This is a genomic window from Paraburkholderia sp. GAS206C (assembly GCF_050435645.1).
Classification (GTDB): domain Bacteria; phylum Pseudomonadota; class Gammaproteobacteria; order Burkholderiales; family Burkholderiaceae; genus Paraburkholderia; species Paraburkholderia phenazinium_B.
In genome coordinates, this window is record NZ_JBNDKR010000001.1 from 59789 (window position 1) to 76137 (window position 16349).

Genomic DNA, 16349 nt, shown 5'->3' on the forward strand with positions numbered 1-16349 from the left:
AGCCTCCGTTGACCCCCGCCAGCGCCCCGCCTCACCGGATGCCTATGGACGAAACACTCTGGTTTCTCATCGTCGGCGGCGTGCTCGTCTTTATGGGCGTCGCCGCGACCACTTTCAGGCGGCTGCCGGTCAGCGCCGCCATGTTCTATCTGGGCATCGGCTACGCACTCGGGCCGGCCGGAGTGAACCTGTTGCACCTCGATATCGTCGGCGACGCGCATTTGCTGCGGATCATCACCGAGATCGCCTTGCTGGTCTCGCTGTTCGCCATCGGCCTGCGACTGCGCGTACCGGTCTTCGACGCCCTGTGGTGGTTGCCGCTTCGCCTGGGTGCTCCAGCCATGCTCCTGACGATCCCCTTGCTGATGCTGTTCGGAGTCTACGTGCTGCGCCTCGACTGGGGGCCCGCCCTCCTGCTCGCGGCGATTCTTGCGCCGACCGATCCCGTGCTCGCCCACGACGTGCAGGTTCACAACCCAGGTGACCGCGACCTGTTGCGCTTCGCGCTCTCCGGCGAAGGCGGCCTGAACGACGGGATCGCGCTGCCGTTCGCAATGCTCGGCCTCGCGCTTTGCGCGGCTCCGTCTGGCTCCATGACCACGGCGTTAAGCTGGCGTTTTGCTGCCACAGCGGTCTGGGGAATCGCGGGTGCGGTTGCGATTGGCGCCGCGCTCGGCTGGGCCACGACGCACGCCGTCACCTGGCTGCGGACCCATCACGCGCAGGCGCTCGGCCTGGAAGGTTTTTTTGCACTGGGACTGATCGAACTGTCGTTTGGCGCCGCCCAACTCGCCTATGCCTACGGATTCCTTGCGGTATTTGCAGCGGGCGTCGCGATGCGGCGCGTCGAACACCAGGCGAGCGGCGAGCGCTCGCCGCGCAGCACGATCGGCACGGTCGATTCCGAAGACGTGTCCGCGACCGCCGCGGATCCGGACAAGGCCCACGCTTACATGACCGAATCGGTGCTGGGCTTCACGATCGAGCTGGAGCGGATCGCCGAAGTGGCCATCATGGCCATGATCGGCAACGTGCTCGCTACTCTGCGCGCGCCGCTTTTCACGTGGCAGAGCGCGGCGCTGATCGTTGTGCTGTTTCTGCTGGTGAGACCCCTCGCGGTCGAGCTATCGTTGCTGGGCTCGCGAGCGTCGCAGGCGCAACGCCGTCTGATGAGCTGGTTTGGCATTCGCGGCACGGGCTCCTTTTACTACCTCGCCTATGCACTCGAACACGGTCAGGCAGCGCAGATTCTGCCACTGGCGCCGCTGGCACTTGCAGTCGTGACGGGCTCGGTCGTCATACATGGAGTCTCGGCGACGCCGCTCATGAACTGGTACCACCGCGCGCGCGGCCCGGATCCATGAAAGTGCGCCTGAATACGGTTGGGCCCCGCAATGAGTCGATAGAATATCCAGCTGTTCACCCAGTCTCTATGCGACAAGGCCTCATGACGGAATCTCCCCAGACCCGGCGCGCAGCGCAGGCAAGCGCCGCCGATTCACTATTCGCATTCCTGAAATCGCTGCCGCTGCCCGATCGTCTCATTGAGGGTTGCGTGATGGCGCTGCAGGCGGTGGCGGGCGCCAGCATTGCGTTTACAATCGCACGCGCCTTGCACACCCATCAGCCGTTCTGGGCCGCCATCACCGCGATTGCGGTGAGCCAGCACAACTACGTCGACACCCGCAAACTCTCGCGCGACCAGTTTCTTGGCGCGATGGTCGGCGGCGTATGCGGCCTCGTCGGCACGCTACTCGGCGGCGGCTATTTCGTCGCGTATATGGCGACCGTGGCGGCCGCGATCATCATCTGCTGGGTGGCCAATATCGGCAGCGCGGCGCGTCTTGGCGGCATCACCGCCACCATCATGTTGCTGGTGCCGCGCATCGGACCACCATGGGAAGTCGCGCTGATCCGCCTCGGCGAAGTCACGATCGGAACGGTCAGCGCGTTACTCGTGTGCCGCCTGATTCATAGCATCGAGCAGCGCTGGTTCGTCAAGTCATAAGCGGCGCGACGCAGTCGGGCATGCAATTGCCCCGAATTGCAACCGCTGTGCCCACTGCACTCGCACCGCAAACGTCCCCCAACGCTGAACCGCTTACTTCAGCGAACGCCGGCTGCTTTCCTTCACCTGCGCGCGACGCGGCTCGCCCTGACGCTCCAGCATCCAGCCCGGATACTCGGCCGGCAACTCACTGACGGCATCGAGTTTCGCCAGTTCGTCGGCGTTCAGTTCGACCTTGGTGGCGGCGATATTGTCGTCGAGCTGCTCGACCTTCTTCGCACCGACGATCACCGTGGTCACCGCACGCTGATGCAACAGCCAGGCGAGTGCGATCTGCGCGACCGACACCCCCTTTGCCTCGGCGATGCCGCGCATCGTATCGATACAGTCGTAGGCGCGCTCGCGATTCACCGGCGGAAAATCGAACGTGTTCCGGCGGCTGCCAGCCTCGCCTTGCTGCTCACGCCCGTATTTGCCGCTCAGCAGGCCACCTGCGAGCGGGCTCCATACCATCAGTCCGAGCCCTTCGCTATGCAGCATCGGCACCAGTTCGCGTTCGAGATCGCGGCCTGCGAGCGTGTAGTACGCCTGCAGCGTTTCGAAGCGGGCGAGGCCGAGACGGTCGGCGATACCCAACGCCTTGGCGATCTGCCACGCGGCCCAGTTCGACACGCCGACGTAGCGCACATGGCCGTGCTGAACCAGCGTATCGAGCGCACGCACCGTTTCTTCGATCGGCGTGGCCGGATCGAAGCCGTGGATCTGGTAAAGATCGATGTGATCGAGTTGCAGACGTTTGAGGCTTGCCTTGATGCCGTCCATGATGTGATAGCGCGAGGCGCCGCGCGTGTTGGCGGATTCCGCCGTCGCGCCGAACACCTTGGTGGCCACCACGACCTGGTCGCGCGGCACCTTGAGGTTCTTCAGCGCGAGGCCGGTGATCTGCTCGGACAGACCTTGGGCATAGACGTCGGCGGTATCGATAAAGTTGATGCCGGCGTCGATCGCGCGACCAACGAGACGTTCGGCGTCGGCCTGTTGCAGATCGCCGATCTGACGCCAGATGCCTTCGCCGCCGCCGAAGGTCATCGTGCCAAGACAAAGTTCGGACACAAAGAGGCCCGTGCGGCCTAGCTGGTTATAGCGCATCGTTATTGCTCCGACTGGTTGGGGGGAAACCAATGAGAATACTGCACGGGGCGAAATCCAGCAGCGGCGGCGACAGGCAGATGACCGGCGCGTCATACTCGTTGTCAACGGTGCAATCTCTACTCGCCGCCGCCTGAAAAGCAGCAAAACCTGCCGCTTTACGACGCTTCAGTCCACATGGCGCGCCGCCCGAAAACCTGCGAGACTGGGCCCTGGTTCCTCACATCGCGCGGCGTGCGCCGCTCCTCTGGATATGGCCGGTCGCGCCCCCATCTACGGCAGCATGACTCCCGCCGTTTCTCCCTCTCCCGCCTCTTCCTCGACCGGCGTGCTGGACAGCTTTCATCCGGCGGTGGCCGGCTGGTTCCTGAAAACGTTTCCGGCGCCTACCGATGCCCAGGTGGCCGCATGGCCGTCTATCCGCAGCGGCCGCTCGACCCTGGTCGCCGCCCCGACCGGTTCCGGCAAGACGCTCACCGCGTTTCTGTCGGCGCTCGACGATCTGGTCCAGCAAGGGCTCGCCAATAGCGGCGCGCTGCCGGACGAAACACTCGTGGTCTACGTGTCGCCGCTCAAGGCGCTTTCAAACGACATACGTCTGAACCTGCAGCTGCCGCTCGAAGGGATCGCCGCCGAACTCGCGCAGCGCGGCCTGCCGCCGCTCGAGATCCGCACCGCCGTGCGCACCGGCGACACCACCCAGCAGGAGCGCACCGCGCTACGCAAGCGCGCTCCACACATCCTCGTGACGACGCCGGAATCGCTGTACGTGTTGCTCGGTAGTGACTCCGGGCGCCGCATGCTGTCGACCACCCGCACGGTGATCGTCGATGAAATCCATGCGCTCGCCGGCAGCAAGCGCGGCAGCCATCTGGCGCTCAGCCTGGAGCGGCTCGACGCGCTATGCGGCCGGCGTCTGCCGCGCATCGGCCTCTCCGCGACGCAAAAGCCGATCAGCGCGGTCGCGCGGTTTCTGGTGGGCGGTGCGAGTGTGGACAGCGCCGAACCGGCCGATTGCGCGATCGTCGATGTAGGCCACGTGCGTGCCCGCGATCTCGCGCTGGAAATTCCACCGGTACCGCTCGAAGCCGTCATGGCCAACGAAGTCTGGGAGCTCGTGTATAACCGGCTCGCCGAACTGATTGCGCAGCACCGCACCACGCTTGTTTTCGTCAACACGCGCCGCATGGCGGAGCGTGCCGCGCGTCATCTGACCGAGCGGCTCGGCAAGGAAGCCGTGGCCGCACACCATGGCAGTCTCGCCAAGGAATATCGCTTCGACGCCGAGCAGCGTCTCAAACGTGGCGATCTGCGTGTGCTGATCGCCACGGCGTCGCTGGAACTGGGCATCGATATCGGCGATGTCGATCTGGTCTGCCAGATGGGCTCGCCACGCGCGATCGCGCCGTTTCTGCAGCGCGTCGGCCGCTCGGGACACCATGTGGGCGGCATGCCAAAAGGACGGCTGTTCCCCACCTCGCGCGACGACCTGATCGAATGCGCGGCCTTGCTCGATTGCGTGCGGCGCGGCGAACTCGATGCCTTGCAGATTCCGCGGGCGCCGCTCGACGTGCTGGCCCAGCAGATCGTCGCGGAAGTCTCGAGCGCCGAGTGGAGCGAGGATGCGCTGTTCGATCTGATGCGGCGCGCCGCGCCCTATGCCGACCTCGCGCGCGAGCAGTACGACGCGGTGCTGCGGATGCTCGCGGAAGGCTATACGAGCCGCCATGGTCCGCGCGGCGCTTATCTGCATCGCGACGCAGTGAGTGGCACATTGCGCGGACGACGCGGCGGCAAGCTGGTCGCGGTAACGTCGGGTGGCACCATCCCCGAGAACGCGGACTATGCGGTGATTCTCGAGCCGCAGGCCGTCAATATCGGCACGGTCAATGAAGACTTCGCGGTCGAGAGTCTGGCAGGTGACGTTTTTCAACTCGGCAACGCGTCGTATCGTATCCAGCGCGTGGAAGCCGGCCGCGTGCGGGTGGAAGATGCACAAGGGCAGCCGCCGAATATTCCGTTCTGGCTCGGCGAAGCGCCGGGGCGTAGCGATGAGCTGTCGTTCGGCGTGGCGCGGTTGCGGGCACAGATCGATCAGTTGCTCAGTGACGACGATGATGATGTCGTTGCAGGCGGCACTACGGGCGCCAAAGACGCAACAGGCGCTAGGGAAGCAGCAACGCAGAGGAAATCAGCCAGCGCGAAGACAGCGGCCGTAGCAAATCTCGCCGCAGCCCGACGTGCCTCACGCCGCGAACGCGCGCTTGCCATTGTCGATTCGCCCGCGGCTTCCGGTTCTGACTCACTTCCGCAATTGCGTGACGTGGACGTGGACGTGACCCTGGCGGACGCGCCCGCACGCGCACCGTTATCCCATGCACCCCGCCTCGAACGCGCCATTGCCTGGATGACTGCCACGCTCAATCTCGACGAGCCGGCCGCACGCCAGATCGTCGACTATCTGGCGCGCGCCCGCGCCGCCTTGAGCACGCTCCCGACGCAAAACACGCTGGTCATGGAGCGCTTCTTCGACGAATCGGGCGGCACCCAGCTCGTGATTCACGCGCCATTTGGCAGCCGTCTCAACCGCGCCTGGGGCCTCGCGTTGCGCAAACGCTTTTGCCGTACCTTCAACTTCGAATTGCAGGCGGCCGCCACCGAGGACGCCATCATTCTTTCGCTGACCGGCAGCCACAGCTTTGCGCTCGATGAAGTCTGGCGCTATCTGCATTCGAACACGGCCGAGCATCTCCTGATTCAGGCGTTGCTCGATGCGCCGCTGTTCGGCGTGCGCTGGCGCTGGAACGCAACCACCTCGCTCGCCTTGCCGCGCTACAGCGGCGGCCGCAAGACGGCGCCGCAACTGCAGCGCATGCGCAGCGAGGACCTGCTGGCAGCCGTGTTTCCCGATCAGGTGGCGTGTCTCGAGAATATCGTCGGCGAACGTGAATTGCCGCATCATCCGCTCGTCGATCAGACCATCGACGATTGCCTGCACGAAGCAATGGACACCGAAGGCTGGATCAGCCTGTTGCGCCGGATGGAACAAGGCGAGGTAAAACTGATTACGCGCGAATTGCCGGCGCCCTCGCCGCTCGCGGCCGAAATTCTCACCGCCAAGCCCTACGCGTATCTCGACGACGCGCCGATCGAAGAGCGTCGCACCCAGGCCGTGCTCAACCGGCGCTGGTCCGATCCCGCCTCGGCTGACGATCTCGGCGCGCTCGATGCCGACGCAATTGCCGGCGTGCGCGAGGAAGCCTGGCCGCAGCCGCGCAACCTCGATGAAATGCATGAGGCGCTGACCGGACTCGCGTGCGTCAGCGATACCGAGGCCCAACAGAATCCGGAGTGGTCAGGATGGCTTACGACCCTGGCGGAATCGGGCCGGGCCACCCGGCTGCAAAACCGGGCCGGTGCCGACCTCTGGCTTCCGGCGGAGCGGCTGACCTGCCTCGCTGCTATCTATCCGGACGCCGCCTTCACGCCGCCGATCAGCGCGCCCAAAGGTTTTACCGACACCTGGAGCGAAGAGGAAGCGCTCGTCGACGTGATCCGCGCGCGACTCACCGGCTTCGGCCCGTTACCGGTGGCCTCGATTGCCGGCTCTCTGGCACTGCCTTCTGTCGCCGTCGAGCAAGCCTTGACCGCGCTCGAGGCGCAAGGCTATGTGATGCGCGGCCGCTTCACACTGGGCGCGTCCGCAGAAGAATGGTGCGAACGGCACCTGCTCGCGCGGATTCATCGCTACACCGTGCGGCGTTTGCGCCGCGAGATCGAGCCGGTGGAACGGCACGATTTCATGCGTTTCCTGTTCGAATGGCAACATCTGACGCCCGCCACACGCGGTGAAGGGCGCGACGCGCTCGCGGCGGTGCTCGATCAGCTGGCCGGTTTCGAGGCGGCGGCCGGTGCCTGGGAAGAAGACATCCTGCCCGCCCGTCTCAAGGACTATTCGATCACGATGCTCGACGAACTGTGCCGCTCCGGCAAGCTGGTCTGGACGCGTCTGACCGAACGTTCGCGCGTAACCAGCGGACCGGTGCGCAGCACACCGATCGTATTGTTGCCGCGGCGCGACATCGGTCTATGGAGCGCGTTGATCGATCAAAGCAAGCAGCCCGAACTTTCATCGCACGCGCAAAGTGTTTATGACACGCTTATTAAACACGGTGCGATGTTCTTCGACGAGTTGGCGAGCGACACGCGTCTGCTTGGCATTCAGCTGGAATACGCATTAAGCGAACTTGTTGCGGCAGGACTCGTGAATTCGGATAGTTTTGCCGGGTTGCGTGCCTTGCTGAAACCGGCCGCGAAGCGTAACGCGCATCACAGCAACCGGCGCCCGCGTGCTGGTGCGCTGATCGGAGGCATGGACGACGCGGGCCGCTGGGCGTTGCTCCAGCGCCGCAGTGCGCTTGCCGTCGAGGAAGGCGCGGCTGCGACGCCACCGTCGCAATCCGCCAGTCGCGCTCCCTCCCTTGCGCCCGAAGTCCTCGAGCACCTGGTCATGACTTTGTTACGCCGTTATGGCGTCGTGTTCTGGCGGCTGCTCGCGCGCGAAGCCGAATGGCTGCCGCCGTGGCGCGACCTGCTGCGCGTCCTGCAGCGGCTCGAAGCGCGCGGCCAGGTGCGCGGCGGACGCTTCGTCAACGGTCTTTCGGGCGAGCAGTTTGCGCTGCCCGAAGCGATCCCGTTGCTGCGCGAAGTGCGCCGCCATGCCGACGACGGCACTTTTGTCTGCGTGGCCGGCACCGACCCGTTAAATCTGGCTGGCACGTTGTTGCCAGGCGACAAGGTGCCCGCGGTGGCCGGCAATCGCGTGTTATACCGGGATGGCGTGGTGGTGGCGACGCTGGTGGCGGGCGAATTTACATATCTGACGCATGCTGAGGGCGACGCGCGGGAACAAATGCGCATCAGAATGGCGCGCCGTCATTAATGTCGCCATTAATTAATGCATTGCCATTAATATCTAACCTATGTCTAAAGGATCATAGTACCTTGCCGTTATTGTTAACGACTCTCAGTCACGGCCATCTGGATACAATGAAGTCAGTCTTTCAGCTGAAGTAGACTGCTTGCCCCCCGCCGGCCTGACTATCCGAGCTGGCGGCCCGCAGGCATGCTTGCCCGGGGATAACACTTATGAACGACGACCAACACGACCAGGTGCTCTATGCCCAGTTCGGCACAAGCAGCCCTTGCTGGCGTCTGTCCAAAGACAGCAACGCGCTCGAACTGACGCCGGTCACGGGTGACATGCCGGCCAACGCCGCCATCTCCCTCACCCCGCAACAGGCCGGGCAGATCCGCCGCCTCGCAGGCATCACTTCCCATCTGGTTCTGGACGTGCGCCTGTTCGGCCAGCCGCTCAAGCTGCATCTGGTCGGCAAGAAACTCAGCGGCAATCTGTGGGCGGGCACCGCGTCAGCCTATGAGGACACCGAATCGGTCGCGCGCGATCTCGTGCATGGCCTGTCGTTCGCCGAGCAGGTGGTGTCGGAGGTGAACTCGGTCGTGGTGATCGTCGATCGCAATGGGCGCATCCAGCGCTTCAATCGCCTCGCCGAAGAACTGACCGGCATGAGAGAGGAAGACATTGTCGGCCGCAGCGTCTGGGCTCTGTTCATGTCGTCCGAGGCAGGTGCGGCGTCGAGCCAGAATATCGCCGGCTTTTTTAACCGCGGCGTCTCCTACGAAGTCGAACGGCTCGTGAAAACGGTTCACGGCGAGCGGCTGTTTCTGTTTCGCAACAAGTTCGTGCAGAGCGGCAGCGGCGTCAACGAGCAATTCCTGATCTGCTCGGGCACCGACATCACCGAAGAGCGTCGCGCGCAGGACCGTCTGACCGAACTGGCCAATACCGACTCGCTCACCGGCCTCGCCAATCGCAACGCGATTCAGGACAAGGTCCGTGCGGCGATCTCGAGCGCGGCTGTCGACGAGTCGGTCGGCATCCTGTTCCTTGACCTCGACAACTTCAAGAAGGTCAACGACCACTACGGCCATGTATTCGGCGACCGGCTGATCAAGGATGTGTCGGCGGCCATCAGTACCTGCCTGAACGAGGGCGACACGCTCGCGCGGCTGGGTGGCGACGAGTTTATCGTGCTGGCCGCGAACGGCAGCCTCGAGTCCCTCGAAGCCACCGCGCAGCGCATTCTGGAGCGCCTGCGCACGCCCTTCAGCCTGGGCCTCGTCGAGGTCTACACCGGTTGTTCGATCGGCATCGCGCGGTGCCCGGAGCACGGCGACAGCCTCGAGTCGCTGATCCGTTCGGCGGACACCGCCATGTACGTCGCCAAGGATGAAGGCAAGCGGACCTACCGGGTGTTTTCGCAGGAGATGGACCGCAAGGTGGCCGAGTATATGTGGCTCGATACCAATCTGCGGCGCGGTCTCGAAGAGGGCCAGTTCACGCTGTACTACCAGCCCAAGCTGTCGCTTGCCACGGGTGCGGTAACCGGCGCCGAGGCGCTGATCCGCTGGAATTCGCCCGAGCGCGGCCAGATCATGCCGACCGAGTTCATTCGTTATGCCGAAGAATCGGGGCTGATCGGCCATCTCGGCCGCTGGGTCATGCAGACCGCAGCCCAGCAGGCCGCGCGCTGGAAAGCCGCTGGGCTCAACCTGCGCGTGGCGATCAACGTGTCGGCTCGCCAGCTGGTCGATACCGCGGTGGTCCGGCATTTCGCCGAAGCGCTCCAGCAAGCGGGGCTCGATCCGTGCCTCGTCGATCTCGAACTCACCGAGAGCTGCCTGATCGAAGACGAAGCCGCGGCGATCCAGTTGATCACGCAGTTCCGCCAGCTTGGCGCGCAGGTGCATCTCGACGACTTCGGCACTGGCTATTCGTCGCTGTCGCAACTCGGGCGCATTCCGCTCGACGTCATCAAGCTCGACCGCAGCTTCGTGCGCTCGATCAACGCCGACAAGAAAGCCCAGGCGCTGGTGCGCTCGATGGTGGCAGTGGCCCAGGAGCTGAATTTCAAGGTGGTCGCAGAAGGCATCGAAACCGAGGCGGAAGAAGCATTCATGAAAGGGCTTGGGGTGGAATACGTACAGGGCTTTTTGTACGGCCAGCCCATGCCGGCCGCGGAATTCGAGCAGTGGTTGCACGACCGGCAGAAGCTCAGGCTGATCGCCTGAGCCTCCGTCCGAGTCAGGCGATGCTGGCGCTCGTCTGGCGCATGCTCGCGGTGCGGCGGTTCTGCAACATGACCAGCCGTTCCATGAAAGCCAGATCTTTTTCTTCAATCGTGAACGCGGCCTCGACCCAGTCTTCGGTAATTTCCATCAGCTCGGCGCGCGAAAGCTGCAGTACGCGTTGACGTGCCCGCAGCATAGCCCGGATGCCATTCATCTTGGGGCGCAACGTGTCGATAAACGTACGCGTCGCCACATAGGCCTCGCCCGGTTCAAACAACTGGTCGACGAGCCCCTTGCCCGCGTACCACTCAGCCGTGTGCGACTCGCCAATTCCGATCAGTTCTTCCGCGAGCCGCATGCCGGCCTTGCGCGCTACCAGCGAATACCCACCCATGCCCGGGAACAGATTGAATGCAATCTCCGGGAAGCCCATTCGCGCATCGTTCTGCGCGAGCAGGAAATGATGTGCGAGGGCGGCTTCGAACCCGCCCCCCAGCGCGGTCCCCTCCACCATCGCAATCGAGATCGCACCGGTATCGAAGCCGCGTGCTGCGGCATGCACGCAATCGACACACGCTCTGGCATACGACATCAAGGCCTGGCGCCGGCCAGCGCGGATCGTCTCGGCAAAGAAGTCGAGATCGCCGCCGACGTTGTAGATCGACGGAATCAGCGACCCTGTCACCCAGAAGTCGATCGGTAAGCCGGACTCGCGCGCGGCCTGTGCCAGGCTGAGAATATCGTGCACCAGTTCAAGGTTAAAACAGGGACGCGGTTGAGCACGCAACATCATCCACATGATGTTGCGTCCCTCTTCGTAATAGGCAGAAATCTGCGACAGGTTTCCGGCTTCGAGGAACGGACGGCAGGCGTGATGATTGTGAAGATTCATTTTGAACGGTCCTTTAAGGTTAAACGGCGGCAATGCAAGTCGAGCCTAAAGCAGACCTCAATGAGCTGGGAGCGGGTTTGCTAACGGACGAACGCAAGTTCTCCTCACATTCCCTCCGGGAAAGGGTTTCCGGGTGAGTTCCAAACGGGAGGCCGCACATCTGGCCGCAAACGATTGCCCGTGAAAAAACACACGGAAATGCTTGTGCCAAACCGCCGGAAAAGCCGGTGGAGACTGGATGTGGAATTTATTGCCGGCGGCGAGAACGACGGTAAATATTTACTCCCAGGCAATGCAATCGAAAATGCTGCTTGAGGTAATCTTTAAGTCGTGGTGTGTGGGAGAGAGAACATTCCCACCGCATAACGAGAGGGGTTATGCGTGTTTAAGGACGCGGCTGAACAAAAAAGTCGAGGCACTAACGCCTTACAGCGATAGCGGCAACGGCGGTGATGGCGACGCTATTCGCGACAACCAGGCGGTTATTGCAGATGCGTGGCCCAGCGTTCGATCTGCTCGGCCGGCATGCCAACCGCGAGCGCGGCGGCACAAATCTGTTGCCAGCTGGTGGGGTCGACCGGCACGCCGTGCGTCTCACGGTCGGCTCGCGTGAGCCGCTCGGCTTCGCCGGGTTCAAGAATGCGCTCGGTACCCGATGCAAGCGGCGAAGCCTTCACCCATTCGATAAACGCGTCGGCTTCGGCCTCGGCGTTCGGGGCGTCGAAGGCTGCGGGATCGATGATCACCGACAGCATGCAATTAATGATGGCGTGGTTCGTGCCGAGGGTATCGGCATGGCTCGTGAAGCCTCCAGACAGCGCCCCGCCGAAGATCTCGCACATCGACGCCAGCCCGAAACCCTTATGACCGCCAAACGGCAGCAGCGAGCCGACCGGTGGCTCTATCATCACTTTCGGCTCGAGCGAGGGGCGTCCTGCGTTGTCGATCAGCGCGCCAGGGGGCACCTGTTTGCCCTGGTTATAGGCGACCCGGACCTTGCCGAACGCCACCGCGCTGGTGGCGAAATCGAGCACCAGCGGCGGCCTGCCGCTGCGCGGATAGGCGGCGCAGAACGGATTGGTGCCGATGCGGCGGTCCGTTCCGCCGAACGGCGCGACGAGCGGATCGCCCGCCACATTGACGAAGTGAAACGAGACGAGTCCGGCGCGCGCGCACTGCTCCGCCCAGTGACCGATGCGGCCAATATGATGCGCGCCGTGCAGACCCACGGCGCAGATGCCGAGACGTTTCGCGCGCTCGATGCCGAGCTCCATTGCCTCATACGCGATGACCTGGCCGAAACCCTTGACGCCGTCGATGGTCAGCACCGCGCCGGCATCGCGCACGACCTTGGCATGCAGATTGAGCTTGAGTTCATTGTCGCCCACCGATGCCACATAGCGCGGAATCATGCTGACGCCATGCGAGTCGTGACCGGTCAGGCTCGCCGCGAGCAGGTGGTCGGCGACCAGCTCGGCCTCGCGCGGCGAGCTGCCGGCCTGCTCCCAGATCGCCCTCACATAGGCATGCAGCGTTTCGGAGGAAATTCTTGGGAAAGACGATTGGGCCACGCGGGGATCGTTCATTCGCAGTATCTGGGAGCTGGGTTGGGGTTCAGGTTAAGGTTCAGGTTATTAAGGCGCCGCTGCAATGACATCGGCAACCGCGGCCGTCAACTTCTTGCCATAGGGCACATGCAGAAACTCGTTCGGCCCGTGCGCGTTCGACTTCGGTCCGAGCACGCCGCACACCATGAACTGCGAGTGCGGGAAGCCTTCCTTCAGCACGTTCATCAATGGGATAGTACCGCCCTGCCCCATATACGCGCAGTCTGCGCCGTAATGCTGGCGCGACGCGTCGTTGAGTGCCGAGGCGAGCCACGGAGCCAGCTCGGGGGCGCTCCAGCCGGTTGCGGCGCCCGCGTCGGGCTTGAACGTAACCTTGGCGTTGTAGGGCGGCTCGAATTCCAGCAGCGCTTTCAGCTCCGCGACCGCCTTCGCCGCATCGAGAAGCGGCGGCAGACGCAGCGAGAGCTTGAACGCCGTGCGCGGGCGCAGCACGTTGCCGGCGTCGGCGATGGCGGGCAAGCCGGCCGCTCCCGTCACCGACAACGACGGACGCCACGTCGAGTTGAGCAGCGCCTCTTTCGGATCGGCGGTGGTCGGCAGCACCTGGCGGCCGTCCTGGCCGCAGGCCCATGGGATTTTTTTCCACACGTCGTCACCCAGAATATGGGCAGTCGCCTCGGCTTCGCGCAGACGGTCGGCAGGAATCGGGCAATGGAAGCCCTTCGGCAGCAGATTGCCGTTCGAGGCATCTTCGAGACGGTCGAACAGTTGCCGCATGATGCGAAAGCTCGACGGCGTGATGCCGCCGTAGCCGCCCGAGTGAATCCCTTCGTCGAGCACATGGACTTCCAGATCGCCCGCCACCAGGCCGCGCAGCGAGGTGGTCAGCCACAACTGATCGTAGTTGCCGGCACCGGAGTCAAGGCACACCACCAGGCCCACTTTGCCGAGCCGCTCGCGCAGTGCGTCGACATACGGCAGCAGATCGTAGCTGCCCGATTCCTCGCAGGTCTCGATCAGGCCGACGCAGCGCGGCCGCTCGACGCCTTGCGCGTCCAGCGCAGCCAGTGCGGTCAGGCTTGCGTAGATGGCGTAGCCGTCGTCCGCGCCACCTCGGCCATACAGCTTGCCGTCTTCAAGTTTCGGGGTCCACGGCCCGAGGTCGTTGCGCCAGCCGTCGAATTCGGGCTGCTTGTCCAGGTGGCCATACAGCACGATGGTCTCGGTGCTGCCCGAGCGCGTGGCCGGCGATTCGAAGAAGATGACCGGCGTGCGGCCCGGCAAGCGGATGACTTCCAGCTTCAGGCCTTTGACAGGCTGTTGCTCTGCCCACTGCGCCGCGTCCGTCACCACGCGCTCGATAAAACCGTGCTTGACCCAGTCCGCGTCAAAGCCCGGGCTCTTGGCCGGGACGGCAATATAGTCGGTCAGCGCCGGCACAATTTCATCGTTCCATTTGCGATCCACGAATTCGCGCAGCGTATCGTGGTTGATGGTCTTGGCCTGCTGGGCGGTGTCGTCGGAAATCATGATGGCTGTCCGGTCGGTCGGTCAAAACGCACATGATAGACCTCTCCGTTGCCGTCCTGAAGTCCCCCGTTCGGCCAGGGTGCCGCGAATGGCTGCGCGCATGGCACAATCGAGAGACAATCGAAAGATTCGGACTAAACCGGGAGCACCGCGATGGGAGGCAACACGCTCGTTCAAGCGGTCGCCGCTGTCGTCGCGCTGGGTTTGTACTTCCTGCCGGCGATCCTCGCCGACCGCCGCAAGCGCCACGATCTGCTGACGCTGGCCTTGTTCAATGCATGTCTGGGCTGGACCGGGTTCGGCTGGCTGGCCGCGCTTTATTGGGCGCTGCAGCCGAATCCTCCGAAGGACGTTGCGGAAGAAGTCGTGCAAACGCGGCGCGTGGTGCGGATGCGCAACTTCTCCGCGGCGCTGGTCCAGCGTGTGCAAAGCCGGGCGACCCGCAACAAGACCGGACGGTGACACGAGCGGCACAAGCCGCTGGACCCGCCGCTGCGCAGGACGTTGCAGGCGCCACATACGCCTGCCGCTTTGGCCGCCTTTGCACCGCCGCAATGAGTCACACACGCCGTTACGCACACGTCACTTTCATGGAGCCATTCAGTGCCTGAACTCGCAAAACTGCTGACCTTTGCCCTCGTCTCGCTCGGCATGGCGCTCACGCCTGGCCCGAACATGCTCTACCTCGTCTCGCGCTCGATCTGCCAGGGCCGTACCGCCGGTCTGATTTCGCTCGGCGGTGTGGCGCTTGGCTTCGTGTTCTATATGTTCAGCGCCGCGCTCGGCATCACCGCCCTGCTGCTAGCCGTGCCATTTGCGTACGATGCGCTGCGCTTCGGCGGCGCGCTCTATATGCTGTGGCTCGCGTGGCAAGCCGTCAAACCGGGTGGCCGTTCGCCGTTCATGGTGCGCGACCTGCCGGCGGACAGCCCGCGCAAACTGTTTGCCATGGGTTTCGTCACCAATCTGCTGAACCCGAAAATCGCGGTGCTGTATTTATCGCTGCTGCCGCAGTTCATCGATCCGCAACACGGCAACGTGCTCGAGCAATCGCTGGTGCTGGGGTCGGTGCAGATTGCGTTTAGCCTGACGATCAATGCGATGGTGGCGATGATGGCCGGTTCGATCGCCGTGTTTCTCGCCAGACGGCCCGCCTGGATCCTCGCCCAGCGCTGGCTGATGGGAACGGTGCTCGCGGGACTGGCAATTCGGATGGCAACCGAGGCGCGGCGCTAACAGGCCAGAGGCAGGCCGCCTTGCGCGCGACCCGATGGGTCGCGCGAAGAGGACGTTAAGGTGATTTACTCGGAACGCGAGCTGGAATACGCACTGCGCCCGAAGGAACGCAGCGTCACGGAGCCGGCAGGAATCGAGCGTGGCTCGAGCCGCACATGTTCCTGCTCGAACATCTGCTGGCGCAGTTCACCGTGCTCGTCGAACCACTGGCAAATTACCCAGTCGCCCGAAGTTAGCGCGACGGGACCGGCATAGGTCACCGTCATTCGCGGCCCACCCGTTTTGAGCGTGACCACGTCACCGACGCTCAGTGGCGCGAGTGGTGTATCAAATGCATCGAGGGTAGCGGTCAGCATATCAATCCCCGGAATGAAAACGTTGATCTGTTTTAGCCCATTGTCTCAGCCAGCCTACTGGCGGAAGATTTTAAAAAGTTTGCCAAGATTAACAATTGAATATCCCGTCTGCAAGTGATTTTTATTGATACCGTTTTCACGCAGGCGAGAATCGAATTTCGATCATCGGCTCACTCACTGAAACAATGATCGTTTCGCTAAAACCTCATCAGCTAACGCCTACCCCCCGCCCAGCGGACGTGAGCGCGGGAACAATTTACGCAGGCTCAAAATATTCAAAGTAAAACATGCCGGGGTTGATTTGTCAGACATTGCGATTTGATTCCAGTCGCCATGCGACCGATCACCCGGTTATTTTTATCAGATCATTATTGCGAAAATCATCTGTGAACTGAGCAGCCATCCATGAATATCACCAATGCAGGGCGAAGTGCATTAAGTCGGTGCAGTGTCATATT

11 protein-coding genes are annotated in these 16349 nt (G+C 63.3%); 6 read left to right on the forward strand and 5 right to left on the reverse strand.

Annotated elements, in window-relative coordinates; genetic code table 11:
- The first annotated feature begins 44 nt into the window (after positions 1 to 44).
- On the forward strand, positions 45 to 1364 hold the full coding sequence (locus tag P3T20_RS00310) for a cation:proton antiporter (RefSeq protein WP_429285706.1): 1320 nt from the start codon (positions 45 to 47) through the stop codon (positions 1362 to 1364).
- Positions 1365 to 1447: 83 nt separating this feature from the next.
- The gene (locus P3T20_RS00315; RefSeq protein ID WP_429285707.1) at positions 1448 to 2008 is read left to right on the forward strand and encodes an FUSC family protein; all 561 of its coding nucleotides are present in this window, start codon (positions 1448 to 1450) and stop codon (positions 2006 to 2008) included.
- A gap of 93 nt (positions 2009 to 2101) precedes the next feature.
- Here the strand turns inward: P3T20_RS00315 and P3T20_RS00320 are convergent, their stop codons facing one another.
- Entirely contained in the window at positions 2102 to 3157 is a 1056-nt protein-coding gene (locus P3T20_RS00320) for an aldo/keto reductase (protein WP_429285708.1), read from the reverse strand.
- Positions 3158 to 3440: 283 nt separating this feature from the next.
- Here P3T20_RS00320 and P3T20_RS00325 point away from each other — a divergent pair, with 283 nt between their 5' ends.
- Both P3T20_RS00325 and pdeR read left to right on the forward strand, forming a co-directional pair.
- Positions 3441 to 8099 (forward strand): DEAD/DEAH box helicase, encoded by a 4659-nt coding sequence (locus P3T20_RS00325; protein ID WP_429285709.1) that lies wholly within the window; start codon positions 3441 to 3443, stop codon positions 8097 to 8099.
- A gap of 206 nt (positions 8100 to 8305) precedes the next feature.
- The gene (gene pdeR, locus P3T20_RS00330) at positions 8306 to 10309 is read left to right on the forward strand and encodes a cyclic di-GMP phosphodiesterase (RefSeq protein WP_429285710.1); all 2004 of its coding nucleotides are present in this window, start codon (positions 8306 to 8308) and stop codon (positions 10307 to 10309) included.
- Between the two features lie 13 nt (positions 10310 to 10322).
- Here the strand turns inward: pdeR and P3T20_RS00335 are convergent, their stop codons facing one another.
- The 3 genes from P3T20_RS00335 to P3T20_RS00345 form a co-directional block, all read right to left on the reverse strand.
- A complete protein-coding gene (locus P3T20_RS00335; RefSeq protein WP_074268683.1) occupies positions 10323 to 11201 on the reverse strand; it encodes a crotonase/enoyl-CoA hydratase family protein in 879 nt (292 codons plus the stop codon).
- A gap of 482 nt (positions 11202 to 11683) precedes the next feature.
- A complete protein-coding gene (locus tag P3T20_RS00340; RefSeq protein ID WP_429285711.1) occupies positions 11684 to 12787 on the reverse strand; it encodes a malate/lactate/ureidoglycolate dehydrogenase in 1104 nt (367 codons plus the stop codon).
- 48 nt (positions 12788 to 12835) lie between these two features.
- Positions 12836 to 14299, reverse strand: coding sequence for a M20 family metallopeptidase (locus tag P3T20_RS00345; RefSeq protein WP_429285712.1), 1464 nt, complete (start codon positions 14297 to 14299; stop codon positions 12836 to 12838).
- Between the two features lie 153 nt (positions 14300 to 14452).
- On the opposite strand from P3T20_RS00345, the gene P3T20_RS00350 reads away from it, so the two are divergent.
- Positions 14453 to 14761 carry a superinfection immunity protein gene (locus P3T20_RS00350; protein WP_429285713.1) on the forward strand — a complete coding sequence of 103 codons (309 nt, stop codon included), beginning with the start codon at positions 14453 to 14455 and terminating at the stop codon, positions 14759 to 14761.
- Between the two features lie 189 nt (positions 14762 to 14950).
- Positions 14951 to 15535 (forward strand): LysE family translocator, encoded by a 585-nt coding sequence (locus P3T20_RS00355; RefSeq protein ID WP_429286173.1) that lies wholly within the window; start codon positions 14951 to 14953, stop codon positions 15533 to 15535.
- A gap of 65 nt (positions 15536 to 15600) precedes the next feature.
- Here the strand turns inward: P3T20_RS00355 and P3T20_RS00360 are convergent, their stop codons facing one another.
- A complete protein-coding gene (locus P3T20_RS00360) occupies positions 15601 to 15891 on the reverse strand; it encodes a YodC family protein (RefSeq protein ID WP_074268688.1) in 291 nt (96 codons plus the stop codon).
- Positions 15892 to 16349 lie beyond the last annotated feature (458 nt).

Coding starts and splice junctions, on each gene's coding strand:
- P3T20_RS00340 (WP_429285711.1), bottom strand. CDS start 12,787: ATGAACGATCCCCGCGTGGCCCAATCGTCTTTCCCAAGAATTTCCTCC.
- P3T20_RS00350 (WP_429285713.1), top strand. CDS start 14,453: ATGGGAGGCAACACGCTCGTTCAAGCGGTCGCCGCTGTCGTCGCGCTG.
- P3T20_RS00345 (WP_429285712.1), bottom strand. CDS start 14,299: ATGATTTCCGACGACACCGCCCAGCAGGCCAAGACCATCAACCACGAT.
- P3T20_RS00320 (WP_429285708.1), bottom strand. CDS start 3,157: ATGCGCTATAACCAGCTAGGCCGCACGGGCCTCTTTGTGTCCGAACTT.
- pdeR (WP_429285710.1), top strand. CDS start 8,306: ATGAACGACGACCAACACGACCAGGTGCTCTATGCCCAGTTCGGCACA.
- P3T20_RS00335 (WP_074268683.1), bottom strand. CDS start 11,201: ATGAATCTTCACAATCATCACGCCTGCCGTCCGTTCCTCGAAGCCGGA.
- P3T20_RS00310 (WP_429285706.1), top strand. CDS start 45: ATGGACGAAACACTCTGGTTTCTCATCGTCGGCGGCGTGCTCGTCTTT.
- P3T20_RS00325 (WP_429285709.1), top strand. CDS start 3,441: ATGACTCCCGCCGTTTCTCCCTCTCCCGCCTCTTCCTCGACCGGCGTG.
- P3T20_RS00355 (WP_429286173.1), top strand. CDS start 14,951: ATGGCGCTCACGCCTGGCCCGAACATGCTCTACCTCGTCTCGCGCTCG.
- P3T20_RS00360 (WP_074268688.1), bottom strand. CDS start 15,891: ATGCTGACCGCTACCCTCGATGCATTTGATACACCACTCGCGCCACTG.
- P3T20_RS00315 (WP_429285707.1), top strand. CDS start 1,448: ATGACGGAATCTCCCCAGACCCGGCGCGCAGCGCAGGCAAGCGCCGCC.